The organism is Enterobacter sp. CC120223-11 (assembly GCF_900215375.1).
GTDB lineage: Bacteria > Pseudomonadota > Gammaproteobacteria > Enterobacterales > Enterobacteriaceae > Scandinavium.
In genome coordinates this window covers 294,092-310,122 of record NZ_OBEF01000004.1, presented here as the reverse complement: position 1 = coordinate 310,122, position 16,031 = coordinate 294,092, and the positions used below count along the sequence as shown (strand labels likewise).

12 protein-coding genes are annotated in these 16,031 nt (G+C 57.9%); 4 read left to right on the top strand and 8 right to left on the bottom strand.

Annotated features, from left to right (window positions below; genetic code table 11):
• Positions 1-48 precede the first annotated feature (48 nt).
• Positions 49-1,344: an MFS transporter gene (locus CRO87_RS07235; protein WP_097162255.1), complete on the bottom strand. Its 1,296-nt coding sequence runs from the start codon at positions 1,342-1,344 to the stop codon at positions 49-51.
• Between the two features lie 468 nt (positions 1,345-1,812).
• Between CRO87_RS07235 and uxaC the strand changes: the two genes are divergently transcribed.
• The 3 genes from uxaC to CRO87_RS07220 all read left to right on the top strand — a co-directional run bounded on the left by uxaC (position 1,813) and on the right by CRO87_RS07220 (position 5,375).
• Positions 1,813-3,225: a glucuronate isomerase gene (uxaC, locus tag CRO87_RS07230; protein ID WP_097162254.1), complete on the top strand. Its 1,413-nt coding sequence runs from the start codon at positions 1,813-1,815 to the stop codon at positions 3,223-3,225.
• 33 nt (positions 3,226-3,258) lie between these two features.
• The gene (locus CRO87_RS07225; RefSeq protein ID WP_097162253.1) at positions 3,259-4,746 is read left to right on the top strand and encodes a UxaA family hydrolase; all 1,488 of its coding nucleotides are present in this window, start codon (positions 3,259-3,261) and stop codon (positions 4,744-4,746) included.
• Positions 4,747-4,820: 74 nt separating this feature from the next.
• A complete protein-coding gene (locus CRO87_RS07220; RefSeq protein ID WP_097162252.1) occupies positions 4,821-5,375 on the top strand; it encodes a YgjV family protein in 555 nt (184 codons plus the stop codon).
• 15 nt (positions 5,376-5,390) lie between these two features.
• On the opposite strand, the gene sstT is transcribed toward CRO87_RS07220, so the two are convergent.
• The 4 genes from sstT to CRO87_RS07200 all read right to left on the bottom strand — a co-directional run bounded on the left by sstT (position 5,391) and on the right by CRO87_RS07200 (position 9,653).
• Positions 5,391-6,635, bottom strand: coding sequence for a serine/threonine transporter SstT (gene sstT, locus CRO87_RS07215; RefSeq protein ID WP_097162251.1), 1,245 nt, complete (start codon positions 6,633-6,635; stop codon positions 5,391-5,393).
• A gap of 223 nt (positions 6,636-6,858) precedes the next feature.
• Entirely contained in the window at positions 6,859-7,827 is a 969-nt protein-coding gene (locus CRO87_RS07210) for a TerC family protein (RefSeq protein WP_097162250.1), read from the bottom strand.
• A 266-nt stretch (positions 7,828-8,093) separates the two neighbouring features.
• Entirely contained in the window at positions 8,094-9,080 is a 987-nt protein-coding gene (locus CRO87_RS07205; RefSeq protein ID WP_097162249.1) for a Gfo/Idh/MocA family protein, read from the bottom strand.
• Between the two features lie 72 nt (positions 9,081-9,152).
• Positions 9,153-9,653: a M48 family metallopeptidase gene (locus CRO87_RS07200; RefSeq protein ID WP_097162248.1), complete on the bottom strand. Its 501-nt coding sequence runs from the start codon at positions 9,651-9,653 to the stop codon at positions 9,153-9,155.
• Positions 9,654-9,736: 83 nt separating this feature from the next.
• Between CRO87_RS07200 and rlmG the strand changes: the two genes are divergently transcribed.
• Entirely contained in the window at positions 9,737-10,873 is a 1,137-nt protein-coding gene (rlmG, locus tag CRO87_RS07195) for a 23S rRNA (guanine(1835)-N(2))-methyltransferase RlmG (RefSeq protein WP_097162247.1), read from the top strand.
• Between the two features lie 206 nt (positions 10,874-11,079).
• On the opposite strand, the gene CRO87_RS07190 is transcribed toward rlmG, so the two are convergent.
• From CRO87_RS07190 to lsrR, 3 genes are all read right to left on the bottom strand, one after another.
• Positions 11,080-13,101 carry an NADPH-dependent 2,4-dienoyl-CoA reductase gene (locus tag CRO87_RS07190; protein ID WP_097162246.1) on the bottom strand — a complete coding sequence of 674 codons (2,022 nt, stop codon included), beginning with the start codon at positions 13,099-13,101 and terminating at the stop codon, positions 11,080-11,082.
• 314 nt (positions 13,102-13,415) lie between these two features.
• Positions 13,416-15,008 (bottom strand): autoinducer-2 kinase, encoded by a 1,593-nt coding sequence (gene lsrK, locus CRO87_RS07185; RefSeq protein WP_097162245.1) that lies wholly within the window; start codon positions 15,006-15,008, stop codon positions 13,416-13,418.
• A gap of 37 nt (positions 15,009-15,045) precedes the next feature.
• Complete coding sequence (gene lsrR, locus CRO87_RS07180; protein WP_097162244.1) at positions 15,046-16,014, bottom strand: transcriptional regulator LsrR; 969 nt, start codon at positions 16,012-16,014, stop codon at positions 15,046-15,048.
• Positions 16,015-16,031: the final 17 nt, after the last annotated feature.

Sequence of the window (16,031 nt, the reverse complement as noted above, 5' to 3'; positions counted from 1 at the left end):
CAACAAAAAGCCGCTCCAGGAGCGGCTTTCGCGTCACAATAATGCGTCTTAGCTCTGCGTCGCCGGACCGCCAACGCTCTGCGTATTTTCCGCCGCGGGCTTGTTCTGCAACACGGTCCAGATGACCACGGCACCGAGCAGGTCAAACAGGGCCAAAACCGCGAACAGAGGGCTGAAGCCGAGGGTATCTGCCAGCGCACCGACAACCAGTGCGAACATGGTGCTTGCGGTCCATGCAGCCATGCCGGTCAGGCCATTTGCGGTGGCTACTTCGTTACGACCAAACACATCGGAAGAGAGCGTGATCAGCGCCCCGGACAGCGCCTGGTGAGCAAAGCCACCGACGCACAGCAGGGCAATTGCCACGTACGGGCTGGTGAACAGGCCAATCATGCCCGGGCCAATCATCAGCACCGCGCCCATGGTGACAACCAGTTTACGGGAGACAATCAGGTTCACACCGAAGATGCGCTGGAAGAACGGAGGCAGATAGCCGCCGACGACGCAGCCGAGGTCGGCAAACAGCATTGGCATCCAGGCAAACATCGCGATGTGCTTCAGGTCAAAGCCGTAGACTTTAAACATGAACAGCGGGATCCAGGCGTTGAAAGTACCCCAGGCCGGTTCTGCCAGGAAGCGTGGCAGCGCAATGCCCCAGAACTGGCGGCTGCGGATGATCTGCATCGCCGACATCTTCTTAGCGTTGTTGGTCTGATGCTGTGCTTCCTGACCGCCGATGATGTACTCGCGTTCTTCATCGCTTAATTTTTTCTGATCGCGCGGATGCTTATAGAAGATAAGCCAGGCCATTGCCCAGGCGAAGCTCAGCACGCCGGAAATGATGAACGCCATCTGCCAGCTGTGCATCACGATAGCCCAGACGACCAGCGGTGGCGCAATCATCGCGCCAATGGAGGAGCCCACGTTGAAGTAGCCCACCGCCACAGAACGTTCTTTCGCAGGGAACCATTCGGAGCTTGCTTTCAGGCCCGCAGGGATCATTGCGGCTTCAGCCGCGCCGACCGCACCACGCGCCAGGGCCAGGCCGCCCCAGCTGCCTGCCAGCGCCGTTGCGCCACAGAAGCAGGCCCAGAGTACGGCAAACATGGCGTAGCCAATTTTGGTGCCGAGCAGGTCGAGCACATAACCAGCCACTGGCTGCATTACGGTGTATGCCGCGGAATAGGCGGCAATAATGTAGGAGTATTGCTGCGTGGAGATGTGCAGCTCTTGCATCAACGTCGGTGCGGCTGCGGCCACGGTGTTACGAGTGAGGTAACCGAGCACGGTGCCAAGCGTCACCAGTGCGATCATATACCAACGTAACCCTTTAATTTTACGCATCTAAAACCTCGTTATATTGTTCTATCCACGCAGCGCGCGGTCATCTTCCTGAGTGGAAGGAGGATGTTTGAGTAACGGGGGCGTAACAGAGAAACCTGTAACGGCCCGAACCTTGCCATGAGTAATCTTGCTAATTCGGTATCCGTACCGGGTAATTCCGACGACAGCGTCATCGGTTATGTATTTTGTCGGTTGATAGCTTGCGACGGGGCAAACGATAACTTGTCATACAACTTTAAAAGGTGAGAACCGTCACAAATGCTGGAATAACCGTAGGGTCTTTATTGCCGATGAATAAAGCCAGTAATGGCGCGGCCTGGCGCGCTGTTTACTTCTTTTGAGGTACTTTTTTTGTCGGCTTTTATTGATCTCACTCACGAAAAATTCTTCGGCGGCTGGAAATTGGTGTGATAACTTTGTCACCATTGCAGTTAAGCATCTGACGCACTCTTAACGAGGAAGACGATAATGACTCCGTTTATGACCGAAGATTTCCTGCTCGACACCGAATTTGCCCGCCGTCTGTATCACGACTATGCCAAAGACCAGCCGATTTTCGACTACCACTGCCATCTGCCGCCGCAGCAGGTTGCCGAAAATTACCGTTTCAAAAACCTGTATGACATCTGGCTGAAGGGCGATCACTACAAATGGCGTGCGATGCGCACCAACGGCGTGGCCGAGCGCCTGTGTACCGGCGATGCCTCCGATCGTGAAAAATTTGATGCATGGGCCGCGACCGTGCCGCACACCATAGGCAACCCGCTGTATCACTGGACGCATCTGGAACTGCGTCGTCCGTTTGGTATCACCGGCAAGCTGCTGTCGCCGTCAACCGCCGATGAGATCTGGAATCAGTGCAACGATCTGCTGGCGCAGGATCAATTCTCTGCCCGTGGGATCATGAAGCAGATGAACGTGAAGATGGTCGGCACCACCGACGATCCGATCGACTCCCTCGAACATCACGCGACCGTGGCGAAAGACACCAGTTTTGACGTGAAGGTGCTGCCAAGCTGGCGTCCGGACAAAGCGTTCAACATCGAACAGGCTACCTTCAACGACTACATGGCGAAGCTCGGTGAAGTGTCTGACACCGATATCCGTCGCTTCAGCGATCTGCAAACTGCGCTGGGCCGTCGTCTGGATCACTTTGCGGCGCACGGCTGTAAAGTTTCCGATCATGCGCTGGACGTTGTGCTCTTTGCTGAAGCCAACGAAGCGGAGCTGGATGCGATTCTGGCTCGTCGCCTGTCAGGCGAAGTCTTAAGCGAGCGCGAAGTGGCGCAGTTTAAAACGGCTGTGCTGGTCTGGCTCGGCGGCGAATACGCCCGTCGCGGCTGGGTGCAGCAGTACCATATTGGTGCGCTGCGCAACAATAACCAGCGTCAGTTCAAACTGCTGGGCGCGGACGTGGGCTTCGACTCCATCAACGACCGCCCGATGGCGGAAGAGCTGTCTAAGCTGCTGAGCAAGCAGAACGAAGAGAACCTGCTGCCGAAAACCATTCTGTACTGCCTGAACCCACGTGATAACGAAGTGCTGGGCACCATGATCGGCAACTTCCAGGGCGAAGGGATGCCGGGCAAGATGCAGTTCGGCTCTGGCTGGTGGTTCAACGATCAGAAAGACGGCATGGAGCGTCAGATGACGCAGCTGGCACAGCTGGGCCTGCTGAGCCGCTTCGTCGGCATGCTGACCGACAGCCGCAGCTTCCTCTCTTACACGCGTCACGAATATTTCCGCCGCATTCTGTGCCAGATGATTGGCCGCTGGGTCGCCGCTGGCGAAGCGCCAGCCGACATTCAGCTGCTGGGCGAAATGGTGAGAAATATCTGCTTTAACAATGCGCGCGACTACTTCGCCATTGAACTGAACTGATTCGCTACCGCATCGGCATTAAGGTTGGTTGATATGCAATACATCAAAATCCATTCGCTGGATAACGTGGTCGTCGCGCTGGCGGATATCGCGGCGGGACAGGAAGTGACCGTGGAAGGTCAGACGGTGCGCCTGCTGGCCGACGTTGTGCGCGGGCATAAATTTGCCCTGCACGCCATCGCGAAGGGTGAAAACGTCATCAAATATGGACTGCCTATTGGTCATGCGCTGACGGATATTGCGCCTGGGGAACATATCCATTCCCACAACACACGAACCAATCTTAGCGATTTGGACGAGTACAGCTATCAGCCGGAACTGCACGACGAACTCGCTCAGGCGGGCGATCGTGACGTGCAGATCTATCGCCGGGCAAATGGTGAAGTGGGCGTCCGCAACGAGCTGTGGATCCTGCCGACCGTTGGCTGCGTGAACGGCATCGCGCGTCAAATTCAGAACCGTTTTCTGAAAGAGTCGAACGACGCGGAAGGCACCGACGGCGTGTTCCTGTTCAGCCACACCTACGGTTGTTCGCAGCTTGGTGACGATCACATCAACACCCGCACCATGTTGCAGAACATGGTGCGCCACCCGAACGCCGGGGCGGTGCTGGTGATTGGCCTTGGCTGTGAAAACAACCAGGTCGATGCGTTCCGCGAAACGCTGGGCGAGTTTGACGCTGACCGTGTGCATTTCATGATCTGCCAGAAGCAGGATGATGAAGTGGAAGCGGGCCTTGAGCAGCTGCATCAGCTTTATGAAGTGATGCGCCACGACAAGCGCGAGCCAGGCAAGCTGAGCGAGCTGAAGTTTGGCCTTGAATGCGGGGGCTCTGATGGCCTGTCCGGCATCACCGCCAACCCGATGCTCGGTCGCTTCTCTGACTACGTGATTGGCAACGGCGGTACAACCGTTCTGACCGAAGTGCCGGAGATGTTCGGCGCCGAGCAGATCCTGATGAGTCACTGCCGCGACGAAGCGACGTTTGAAAAGACCGTCACGATGGTCAACGACTTCAAACAGTATTTCATCGCGCACAATCAGCCGATTTACGAGAACCCGTCGCCGGGCAACAAGGCGGGCGGGATCACCACCCTTGAAGAGAAATCTCTGGGCTGCACACAGAAAGCGGGTTCCAGCCAGGTGGTTGACGTCCTGCGCTACGGCGAGCGTCTGAAAACTCACGGCCTGAATTTGCTGAGTGCGCCAGGCAACGATGCGGTGGCTACCAGCGCGCTCGCAGGCGCAGGCTGTCATATGGTGCTGTTCAGCACTGGGCGAGGCACGCCGTACGGTGGCTTTGTGCCGACGGTGAAAATCGCCACCAACAGCGAGTTGGCGGCGAAGAAAAAGCACTGGATCGACTTCGATGCCGGGCAGTTAATTCACGGCAAAGCGATGCCGGAGCTGCTGACGGAGTTCGTCGATACCATCGTTGAGTTTGCCAACGGCAAGCAGACCTGTAATGAAAAGAATGATTTCCGCGAGCTGGCGATCTTTAAGTCTGGCGTCACGCTCTGATCCCCGATAAGCTAAAACGGCGTTTCATATTCTGAAGCGCCGTTTCTTTTTTTGCGTCATCCAAAGGATTTTCCATGACCGCGTATTGGCTTGCCCAGGGCGTCGGCGTCATCGCCTTCCTGGTGGGTATCACGACGTTTATCAACCGCGACGAGCGGCGTTTCAAAAAGCAGCTTTCCGTCTACAGCGCCATCATCGGCGTGCATTTCTTTCTGATGGGCGCGTTTCCCGCAGGCTCCAGCGCCATGCTTAACGCCGTCCGTACGCTGATTACCCTGCGCACCCGCAGCCTGTGGGTGATGGCGATTTTCATGCTGTTGACCGGGGGCATTGGGCTGGCGAAGTTTCATCATCCGATGGAATTACTGCCGGTGGCGAGCACGCTGGTCAGCACCTGGGCGCTGTTTCGCTGCAAAGGATTGACGATGCGCTGCATCATCTGGTGCTCAACGGCTTGCTGGGTTGTCCACAACTTCTGGCTGGGGTCGATTGGCGGCACGCTGATTGAAGGCAGCTTCCTGGTGATGAACGGGCTGAACATCCTGCGCTTCTGGCGGATGCAAAAGCGCGGCATCGATCCGTTTCAGGCCGAAACCGCGCTTAAGGAAGAAAGCCCTTCCGCCAGCTAGCGCAAGGGCCGGGCACTAGCTGCGAAGTGCGTTCTTCGCCAGGCGCTCATCTTCGGCCTGACAAGCCGCCGCGGTAAACAGCACGTCGGTGGAGGAGTTCAGCGCGGTTTCACAGGAATCCTGCAATACGCCGATGATAAAGCCAACGGCCACCACCTGCATTGCCACGTCATTTGGAATGCCGAACATGTTGCAGGCCAGAGGGATCAGCAGCAGCGAACCACCCGCCACGCCGGACGCGCCACAGGCGCAGAGGGATGCCACCACGCTCAGCAGCAGCGCGGTCGGTAAATCGACCGCAATGCCCAGCGTGTAGACAGCCGCCAGGGTCAGCACGGTGATGGTGATAGCCGCGCCCGCCATATTAATGGTTGCCCCCAGAGGAATCGACACGGAATAGGTATCACGGTCGAGATTCAGCTTCTCTGCGAGTGCCATATTCACCGGAATGTTAGCCGCAGAGCTACGGGTGAAGAAGGCGTATACGCCGCTCTCTCGCAGGCACATCAGCACCAGCGGATACGGGTTGCGGCGAATTTTCCAGAACACCAGCATCGGGTTAATCACCAGCGCCACCAGCAGCATACAGCCCACCAGGACCGCCAGCAGATGCGCATAGCCCCAAAGCGTTGCAAACCCGGTAGTGGCGAGCGTAGAAGAGACCAGCCCGAAAATACCGATCGGCGCGAAGCGGATCACCACTTTCACCATAAAGGTCACGGCGTCAGAGACGTCGTTAACCAGGTTTTTCGTGCTCTCATTACCGTGGCGCAGCGCAAAGCCCAGGCCCACGGCCCAAACCAGAATGCCAATGTAGTTAGCGTTCAGCAGCGCATCGATCGGGTTACTCACCATGCTCATCAGCAGGCCACGCAGAACTTCTACGATACCCGATGGCGGAGTGATACCGCCCGCACCGGTGCTGAGATGCAGCGTGGAAGGGAACATAAAGCTGAACAGTACCGCAGTCAGCGCGGCGGAGAAGGTACCCAGCAGATAGAGGAACAGGATCGGGCGAATGCTGGTTTTCTGTCCATGCTGGTGGTTAGCGATGGAGGCCATCACCAGCATCAGCACCAGCACAGGGGCAACGGCCTTCAGTGCGCCAACGAACAGTGTGCCTAACAGGCCCACGGCCTCAGCGGCAGGCTTTGAGATCCAGGCCAGCAGAATACCCAGAATCAGGCCAACGAGAATTTGTTTTACAAGGCTGCCGCCAGCGATGCGCTGGAGCAGGCCTGAGGGGCGTTGCGTAGTCATTTAATTCTTCCTTCGATGGTGTTGTGGTTCCATCCCGGCGGCTCTTGTGGCTGCATTACAGGATGTAACAAATGTTTGCATGGAAGAGTATAAGGATGTTCGCCGCGGGAGAAAGGGGAAAGTGCTGATTATTTCGTCCGAGTCTTATTTTTTAACCAATCAACAACATTTATTTGACATAAACCGCAAAATAAAACGGCCCGGATGACCCGGGCCGTACGCATTACTGTGTCAGTTTTTTCCTGTCGTTCTGCTTGTTCACCCACAAATTGATGAGCAACGTCACCACCAGAATGCCGAACACCACGCTTAAGGAGATGGCGATCGGGATGTGGTAGAAATCGATGATCAGCATCTTGATGCCAATAAACACCAGGATCACCGACAGGCCGTACTTGAGCATGGAGAAGCGCTCAGCCACGCCCGCCAGCAGGAAGTACATCGCGCGCAGGCCGAGGATCGCAAACAGGTTCGACGTGAGCACGATGAACGGATCGGTCGTCACTGCGAAGATTGCCGGAATGCTGTCTACCGCAAAAATGACGTCGCTCAGTTCGACCAGAATCAGCACCAGCAGCAGCGGCGTGGCGTACAGCAGGCCGTTTTTACGCACGAAGAAGTGTTCGTTTTCGATTTTATCGGTCATGCGCAGGTGGCTGCGGATCCAGCGCACAAATGGCTTGTCGCCGATACCGCCTTCGTCTTCCTTCGCCAGCGCCATTTTAATCCCGGTAAACAGCAGGAACGCGCCGAACACGTACAGCAGCCATTCGAATTGGGAGATAAGCCAGCTTCCGGTGAAGATCATGATCGTACGTAGCACAATCGCGCCCAGTACACCGTAAATCAGCACCCGACGCTGAAGCGCCGCCGGTACCGCAAAGTAGCTGAACAGCATCAGCCATACGAAGACGTTATCCACCGCCAGCGCTTTCTCAATCAGATAGCCTGTGAGGAATGCCAGTGCTTGCGGATCCGCCACCGCGCGCCCCTGGGTCTGAGCGAGATACCACCAGAAAGCGAGGTTGAACAGCAGCGATAAAGTGACCCAGACCAACGACCAGCTCGCCGCCTGTTTCATCGTCATCGCATGCGCGCCGCGCCGCCCCTGTAAAAGCAGATCGATCGCCAACATAATGACGACCACAACAGCAAATCCGCCCCAAAGTAACGGTGTGCCGACAGTATTCATAATCACTTCCTCAAGCAAAAAAAAACGGCTAACGTCCAAAAGACGATAGCCGTTATGGGATTTTTTGCCCGGACCTCGCCTTTCGGCAAGGTCTCACTTACAACATGAAAGCGATCTGCTGCATCACTTTCCTGTTGCCCGGCGACCGGATGCTTTCGCATCGTCATGACGATCCACCGGCTAACAAGTTACTCCCCTTTGCGTGTGACAAAGTATTACAGAGCATGAAGGCGGTCAATGCTCTGTAACCTGGGTTTTACATTGTTTTACGCAGATGCGCCGTCGGCCGGGAATACCACGCCGGTCTGACGGCGGATTTCGGTCGCAACCTTCGCGGTGATGCGGCTGACCTCGAGGCCCGGATGATTCACCTCATTCGCTTCCACCAGGCGCGCAAACACTTCTGCTTCATACAGCATGGTGTTGATGTGCTGCGGCTGGGTGAGATCCTGCGCTTTGCCGCCGCGTGGCACGAAGGAGACTTTCTGGCACTCGGAGATTTTCTCGATGACCAGCGAGCCCGCCTCGCCCTGAATTTCGCTCGGCAGAACGGAATCGCTCACCTTGGAGTGCTGCAGCGTTACGCTGAAATCACCGTACTCCAGCACGACAACGCCGTGCGCATCAACACCGCTTGCCAGCAGCGAGGCGGTGGCTTTCACGCTCTGCGGCTCGCCCCACAGCGCGACCGCGGAGGCCAGGCAGTAGAAGCCGATGTCCATAATCGAACCGTTGGAGAACGCCGGGTTAAAGGTGTTTGGGTTTTCGCCGTCTAGATAGCGCTGATAGCGTGACGAATATTGGCAGTAGTTGATAAACGCCTTGCGCAGATTGCCGACTTTGCCGAGAGACTGCTGCAGCTGCACGAAGTTTGGCAGGCTGGCGGTCTTGAACGCTTCGAACAGCACGACCTCGTTTTCCCGCGCAATGGCGATAGCTTCTTCCGCTTGCGCAATATTGGAGACAAAAGGCTTCTCACAGATAACGTGCTTTTTATGGCTCAAAAACAGCTTCGTCTGCGGGAAGTGCAGGGAGTTAGGGCTCGCGATATACACCGCGTCGATGACGTCGCTTTGCGCCATTTCATCGAGGGAGGTGAAGGTATGCTCCACCATATAATCGCTGGCGAACGCCTGGGCCTGTTCGGCGCTGCGGGAATAAACGGCGGTTAACTTATAGCTGCCGGTTTCATGGGCGGCATCGACAAACTGGCGGGTGATCCAGTTGGTACCAATGACTGCGAAACGTATCATGAGAATCAACGTACTCCGTAAAAGTGACCTTTCGCCACTTTAGCACGGCTTGATGACAAAACCTGTGCGGATTCACGCAGTTCCCGGCAGCGACATCTGCGTCAGCCAGAGGCGGGTATCAAACTCCAGCTGATGGTACTGCGGCTCCATATGGCAGCAGAGCTGATAGAAGGCTTTGTTGTGATCTTTCTCCTTCAGGTGCGCCAGTTCATGCACCACGATCATCCGCAAAAAGGCCTCCGGCGACTGACGGAACACGGTGGCGACGCGAATTTCCGCTTTGGCCTTCAGCTTCCCGCCCTGCACGCGCGACACCGCGGTATGCAGGCCCAGCGCGTTTTTCAGCACGTGGATTTTGTTGTCGAACATTACCTTGTTGATCGGTGGGGCGCTGCGCATATAGCGGTTTTTCAGGTTTTGCGTAAATTCCCACAGCGCCTTATCGTTAGTGATGTCGTGCTTGTTGGGATAGCGCTTCTCCAGTACTTCGCCGAGGCGCTGTTCGGCAATCAGGGTGCGAACCTGGGCGAGGAGCTGCTCGGGATAACCGCTTAAATACGTCAGTTCGCTCATGCTTGTCTCGAATTCAGGGAAAAAAGGGTATACTCACGCCCCCCAAAGGGGATATCACCGAATTTTACCATTCAGGAGGGCCGATGAGCCAATCAGACAACGGTTTCCGTTCACTGACACTAAAACGTTTCCCGGAAACGGACGACGTTAACCCGCTGCAGGCGTGGGAAGCGGCAGACGAATACCTGCTGCAACAGTTGGACGGCACCGACATCACCGGCCCGGTCCTCGTTCTGAACGACACCTTCGGCGCGCTGGCCTGTGCGCTCGCGGAACACCAGCCATACAGCATCGGTGATTCCTACTTAAGCGAGCTGGCGACCCGTGAAAACCTGCGCCACAACGACATCCCGGAAAACAGCGTCACCTTCCGCGACAGCACCGGCGAATACCCGGCGGCTCCGGCAGTTGTGCTGATTAAGATCCCGAAAACGCTGGCATTGCTGGAACAGCAGCTGCGCGCGTTGCGCGAAGTGGTCACGCCGGAAACCCGCATTATCGGCGGCGCGAAGGCCCGCGACGTGCATAACTCCACGCTGGATCTGTTCACAAAAATTCTGGGCACTACCACCACGACCCTTGCGTGGAAAAAAGCGCGCCTGATCAACTGTACTTTCACCGCCCCGGCGTTGAAGGAAGAGTCGCAGATTACGCGCTGGAAACTGGAAGGCACCGACTGGACTATCCACAACCACGCCAACGTCTTCTCCCGCACCGGGCTGGATATCGGCGCGCGCTTCTTTATGGAGCATTTGCCGAAAGATCTGGAAGGGGAAATTGTCGATCTCGGCTGCGGTAACGGCGTCATCGGCCTGACGCTGCTGGAACGTAACCCTCAGGCGAGCGTCGTGTTCGTCGATGAATCGCCAATGGCGGTCAGCTCCAGCCGTATGAACGTCGAAGCGAACATGCCGGAAGCCCTGGACCGCTGTGAGTTCATGATTAACAACGCGCTGTCAGGCGTGGAGCCATTCCGCTTCAACGCCGTGCTCTGCAACCCACCATTCCATCAGCAAAGCGCGCTGACCGACGGCGTGGCATGGGAGATGTTCCACCACGCGCGCCGCTGCCTGAAAATCAACGGGGAACTGGTGATCGTGGCGAACCGTCACCTCGATTATTACCACAAGCTGAAGAAGATTTTTGGCAACTGCACGACTATCGCCACCAATAAGAAGTTTGTGATCCTGAAAGCGGTGAAGCTCGGTCGTAACCGTTAGCATTCAGCGTTCGCCTTCTCCCTGAGGCAGACCAACAGGTCATGTGGTCCCTGTTTTTCTGCCTTTCCTTGAAGCAGGTCAACAGGTCATGTGGTCCCTGCTTTTCTCCCTCTTCGATAGGGAGAAGGGACTGATAGTGCGGTCTCTGCTTTTCTCCCTCTCCCTGAGGGAGAGGGTTGGGGTGAGGGGGAAAAGGCAGCAAAGCGCTAAATCTCCAGCGCCAGCTTCGTGCCCTGCGCAATCGCGCGGCGCGCATCCAGTTCCATCGCCACATCACACCCGCCAATCAGATGGACCGGTTTACCTGCCGCACGCAGCGGTTCGGCGAGATCGCGACGCGGTTCTTGCCCGGCGCAGATAATCACCTGATCCACTTCCAGTAACTGTGGCTCCCCGCCGATCGTTACGTGCAGGCCACGATCGTCAATCTTCTCGTAGCTTACTGAAGGGAACATTTTCACCCCACGCGCAAGCAGGGTGGTGCGATGGATCCAGCCGGTGGTTTTGCCTAAACCTTCACCCGGTTTGCTGGCCTTGCGTTGCAGCATGACTATCTGGCGAGGGCTTTTGTGCAGCTGTGGTCCCTCCGGGCGCAGGCCGCCGTGCGCAAGCAGGCTGGTGTCGATGCCCCATTCCACGCAAAACTCAGCGATGTTCTGGCTGGTGGCCTCGCCCGGCTGGCTCAGGTACATCGCCGTGTCAAAGCCGATGCCGCCGCAGCCGATAATGGCGACGCGCTCTCCCACTGGTGTTTTGTCACGCAGCACGTCGAGGTAGTTCAGTACTTTGGGATGATCTATGCCGTCGATAGCGGGCATTCTTGGTTCGATCCCCGTGGCAAGAATGGCTTCATCAAACTCAGCCAGATCTTCTGCGTTCACAAAGCGGTTGAGCGCCAGCTTCACGCCGTGCAGGTCGATCATTCGGCGGTAATAGCGCAGCGTTTCGTAAAACTCCTCTTTGCCGGGGATCTGCTTGGCGATATTAAACTGCCCGCCAATTTCGCCTGCTGCATCAAAAAGCGTCACCTGATGGCCACGTGCGGCTGCGTTGACTGCAAACGCAAGACCCGCCGGGCCAGCGCCGACAACGGCGAGGTTTTTCTTCTGCTGTACCGGGACCACAGGCATCCGCGTTTCATGGCATGCCCGGGGGTTAACGAGGCACGAAGTCACTTTGCCGACGAAGATCTGATCGAGGCAGGCCTGGTTGCAGCCGATGCAGGTGTTGATCTCATCCGCCCGGCCGCTTTGTGCTTTCGAGAGCAGCTCCGAATCGGCGAGGAATGGCCGCGCCATCGACACCATATCGGCATCGCCGCGCGCGAGGATCTCATCGGCCACCTGCGGATCGTTAATGCGGTTGGTCGTGATGAGTGGGATTGTTATTTTGCCTTTCAGCTTGCGCGTTACCCAAGTGAACGCCCCGCGAGGTACAGGCGTGGCAATCGTCGGAATGCGTGCTTCGTGCCAGCCAATCCCGGTATTGATGATGGTTGCGCCTGCTTTTTCAATGGCCTGCGCCAGCTCCACGGTTTCGTCGAAGTTGCCGCCGCCTTCCACCAGGTCGAGCATCGACAGGCGGTAGATAATGATAAAGTCCTCGCCCACGCGCTCGCGCACCGCGCGAACCACCTCCACGGCGAAGCGCATGCGTTTTTCCCAGCTTCCACCCCATTCGTCTTCACGCTGATTGGTGCGGGACGCAAGAAATTCGTTGATCAGATAGCCTTCCGATCCCATCACTTCCACGCCGTCGTAGCCTGCTTCACGCGCCAGCAGCGCGCACTGGGCAAAGTCGTCGATCAGCACAAGAATTTCTTCATGGGTCAGCGCATGAGGTTTGAAGCGGTTGATCGGTGCCTGAAGGGCTGACGGCGCAACCGGGCGCGGCTGGTAGCTATAACGCCCGGTGTGCAGGATTTGCAGAGCGATTTTCCCGCCTTCTTTGTGTACCGCGTCAGTAACCGGACGGTGATGCGCCAGCTGGTTGGCATCGTTGAGCACCGCGCCGCCCTCCATCCCGACGCCCGAAGGAGCCGGAGCCACGCCGCCGGTCACGATCAGCGCCACGCCGTGCCGGGCGCGCTCGGCATAAAACGCTGCCAGCCGCTCGGTGCCGTCTGGCCGTTCTTCCAGCCCGGTGTGCATCGAGCCCATCAGGACGCGGTTTTTCAGGGTGGTGAAGCCCAGACTGAGCGGGGTAAACAGGGATGGGTAGTGGCTCATAATCGCTTCCAGTGTTTACCCGTCTTACTTCGAGCTGTAGGTGCGTTGGCTGCACTCCCTTACCCCAGTCACTTACTTTAGTAAGCTCCTGGGGATAAGCTCCCTTGCCGCCTTCCTACAACTCAAATTAATTAGGGTAAAAGTTTTGTTGTTATGTGGTCGGATGAGTTGTTAATTTAGCGTTCGGCGGGCAAAAGGGAAAAGGGCGAGTGCGGTGATTGTGATGGGATTCAAAGATTGGGGGAGTGAGGTGAGGACCCTCTCCCAGGAAGGGAGAGGGAGCAAATGATTCCCTCGCTACTTTGGGGAGAAAGTCAGGATGAGGGGCGTTGGCCGGGCGAGCGCATCAGCCCCGGAGCCTGCCACATTGAAGTTGTCAGGCCGCTGTCCACAAGGCCCAGCTGGTCTGCATAGACCTTCTGCCATTTCTCCTTCATGCCGTCGTAGAGCTCCCGATGCTCCCGGTTGGGCGTGAATACCCGACTCCAGCTCACCAGTTTTTCGCCTGCGCTGGCCATGTCGGCATACAGCCCTGCACCTGCGCCCGCCGCAATCGCACAGCCGAGCGCTGTTGCTTCTTTCACTTCCGGCACCCGCACAGGCAGGCCAGTGACGTCGCTTAAAATCTGGCTCCACAGCGCACCCTTCGAGCCGCCTCCGGCGAACACCAGGCTGTCGAACCGGACGCCGGAGAACTGCGAAATCTGCGTCAGGTTGCAGGCGGAGACAATCGCCGCGTTCTCTTCCAGCGCGCGGAACAGCGTGGCCTTGTTGCATTTCTCCGGGTCGATGGAGAGGTTAATGAACGACGGCGCGGCGTGGTACCACTGGCTGAAGTGCATGGCGTCGGAGAAAATCGGCATCACGCCGTGGGAGCCCGCAGGCACGCGGCTGGCCATCTCTTCCAGCAATGCATAGGTGTCTGTGCCGAGGCGTTCGGCAATCAGCTTTTCCTCCGCGCAGAAGGCATCGCGGAACCAGCGCATGGTCAGGCCGGTGAAGAAGCTGATGGACTCCGCCTGCACCATGCCGGGAATGACGTGGGGGTTCACGCGAATGTTCATCTCAGGGTCGGTGCGTACTTGCGGCAGATTCACCACCTGCTGCCAGAAGGTCCCGCCAAGCACTGCCGTCTGGCCGGGTCGTACCACGCCAAGCCCGAGACAGCCCAGCTGCACGTCGCCGCCGCCCATAACGACAGGCGTGCCCGCCCGCAGGCCACACTGCTGTGCCGCTGCTTTAGTCACGCTGCCAAGCACCGTGCCTGTTTCTTTCACCGGCGAGAGAATATCTGCCCGCAGCCCGGCCATATCCAGCAGCGCGGGCCGCCAGTCGCGGCTGAACAAATCGAGCATGCCGGTAGTGCCCGCGTTAGAAGGATCGACCGCCAGCTCACCGGAGAGCTTTGCCGCCAGCCAGTCGCTTATCATGGTGACAGTCGCCGCGTTGCGGTAGATATCCGGACGATGGTGCGCCAGCCACAGCAGGCGAGGCATGGCGGAAAGCGCCAGAGTCTGGCCGGAGACTTCATACACTTCTGATTCAAAGTGGTAATCGTGAATTTCTTTGAGTTCAGCCACTTCGCGACTGGCACGGGCGTCGACGTTAGCGCAGGCCCAGATGGCCTCGCCGTTGCGATCGTAGAGCACAATCCCTTCGCGCATCGAGCAGCAGGCGACGGACTGAATATCGGCGGCGCTGAGGTGGGCGTTGGCCAGCGCCTGGCGAATGCACTGGCAGGCGAGCTGCCAGTTGGTGTGCAGATCAAACTCCATCGAGCCGGGAACGCCCTCGACGCTCAGGTGTTTCCATTCCGCCTGGCCAACCGCAATCTGGCGACCTGCCAGGTCAAAAATCACCGCCCGAATGCTGCCGGTGCCTGCGTCCAACGCTAAAAGGTAACTCATGACGTGCGCCTCGCTGTTATCGCGCGGCGCGCGGCGGTTATCCCGCCAGCGACAGCACCGCGCGTGCTGTTGTCTCTTCCGTTACCAGGCCGTTGATGCGCTTGCCGGTGAGGGCCGCATAAATGGCCTGCGCTTTCTCTTCTCCCCCGGCGACGCCAACGATGGTCGGCAGCTGTGCCAGCTCATCAAGGGTGACGCCGAGCAGTTCGCGGTGGATCTCCAGCCCCTCGACCGGCTTGCCGTCCGCCTGCAGGAAATAGCCCAGAATGTCGCCGACTGCGCCTTTGCGGGCATACATCAGCTGTTCACCTTCGCTGATGTAGCCGGAACGCAGGATCGTCGCGTCGCGCCGCTGATCGATGGCCCCAATCCCGACGACCGCCGCGTCTGCCGCGCCCGCTGCCAGGATCACATCCCGTACGCTGGATTCGCGCCGCAGGATCTCCGCGACTTCAGGCGACGACACCCGCAGCGGGGCGGGGATCATGCTGACGCTGCACGCCGCATCCAGCTGGCCGATGCCGGTCATATAAGGCCCGACGCCGCCGGAAAGCGTCACCAGGCGAATTTGCTGGGAGCCGATAAAGCCGCTCAGGTGCTGAATGCAGCTCATCGTCGCTTCACCAAAGCCCACCGCCAGCAGCTGGCCGGGTTCCAGCACGCCCATTAAGGACTGCGCGGCACCGACGCCCAAACGCGTGTTCATCGGCGGGGTATTCAGCGCGGGCAGCACCCGGGTGATTTTCAGCCCGAAGCGCTGCTGTAACTCGGTTTCCAGCGCCAGGCACCCCTCGTAGCGGGAGTTGATCTGCACGCGGATCACGCCGGACTGACGGCCCTTTTCCAGCAGCCGTGAAATCTTCAGCCGTGGCAGGCCAAGGCGCTCACCAATATCGTTCTGAGTCAGGCCGTCGTGGTAGTAGCACCACGCCACCCGCGCCACCAGTTCTTCTTCCGCCAGCGCCAGCCCGGCGTAGCGGCTCTCTTCAATGCGTTTTTCGCTCATAAAGTGAACTCTTATAA

Bases quoted from the DNA above. Each gene is read 5' to 3' on its own strand.
- CRO87_RS07190 (WP_097162246.1), bottom strand. From the start codon at position 13,101: ATGAGCCACTACCCATCCCTGTTTACCCCGCTCAGTCTGGGCTTCACC.
- CRO87_RS07210 (WP_097162250.1), bottom strand. From the start codon at position 7,827: ATGAATACTGTCGGCACACCGTTACTTTGGGGCGGATTTGCTGTTGTG.
- rlmG (WP_097162247.1), top strand. From the start codon at position 9,737: ATGAGCCAATCAGACAACGGTTTCCGTTCACTGACACTAAAACGTTTC.
- CRO87_RS07220 (WP_097162252.1), top strand. From the start codon at position 4,821: ATGACCGCGTATTGGCTTGCCCAGGGCGTCGGCGTCATCGCCTTCCTG.
- sstT (WP_097162251.1), bottom strand. From the start codon at position 6,635: ATGACTACGCAACGCCCCTCAGGCCTGCTCCAGCGCATCGCTGGCGGC.
- lsrK (WP_097162245.1), bottom strand. From the start codon at position 15,008: ATGAGTTACCTTTTAGCGTTGGACGCAGGCACCGGCAGCATTCGGGCG.
- uxaC (WP_097162254.1), top strand. From the start codon at position 1,813: ATGACTCCGTTTATGACCGAAGATTTCCTGCTCGACACCGAATTTGCC.
- CRO87_RS07225 (WP_097162253.1), top strand. From the start codon at position 3,259: ATGCAATACATCAAAATCCATTCGCTGGATAACGTGGTCGTCGCGCTG.
- CRO87_RS07200 (WP_097162248.1), bottom strand. From the start codon at position 9,653: ATGAGCGAACTGACGTATTTAAGCGGTTATCCCGAGCAGCTCCTCGCC.
- CRO87_RS07235 (WP_097162255.1), bottom strand. From the start codon at position 1,344: ATGCGTAAAATTAAAGGGTTACGTTGGTATATGATCGCACTGGTGACG.
- lsrR (WP_097162244.1), bottom strand. From the start codon at position 16,014: ATGAGCGAAAAACGCATTGAAGAGAGCCGCTACGCCGGGCTGGCGCTG.
- CRO87_RS07205 (WP_097162249.1), bottom strand. From the start codon at position 9,080: ATGATACGTTTCGCAGTCATTGGTACCAACTGGATCACCCGCCAGTTT.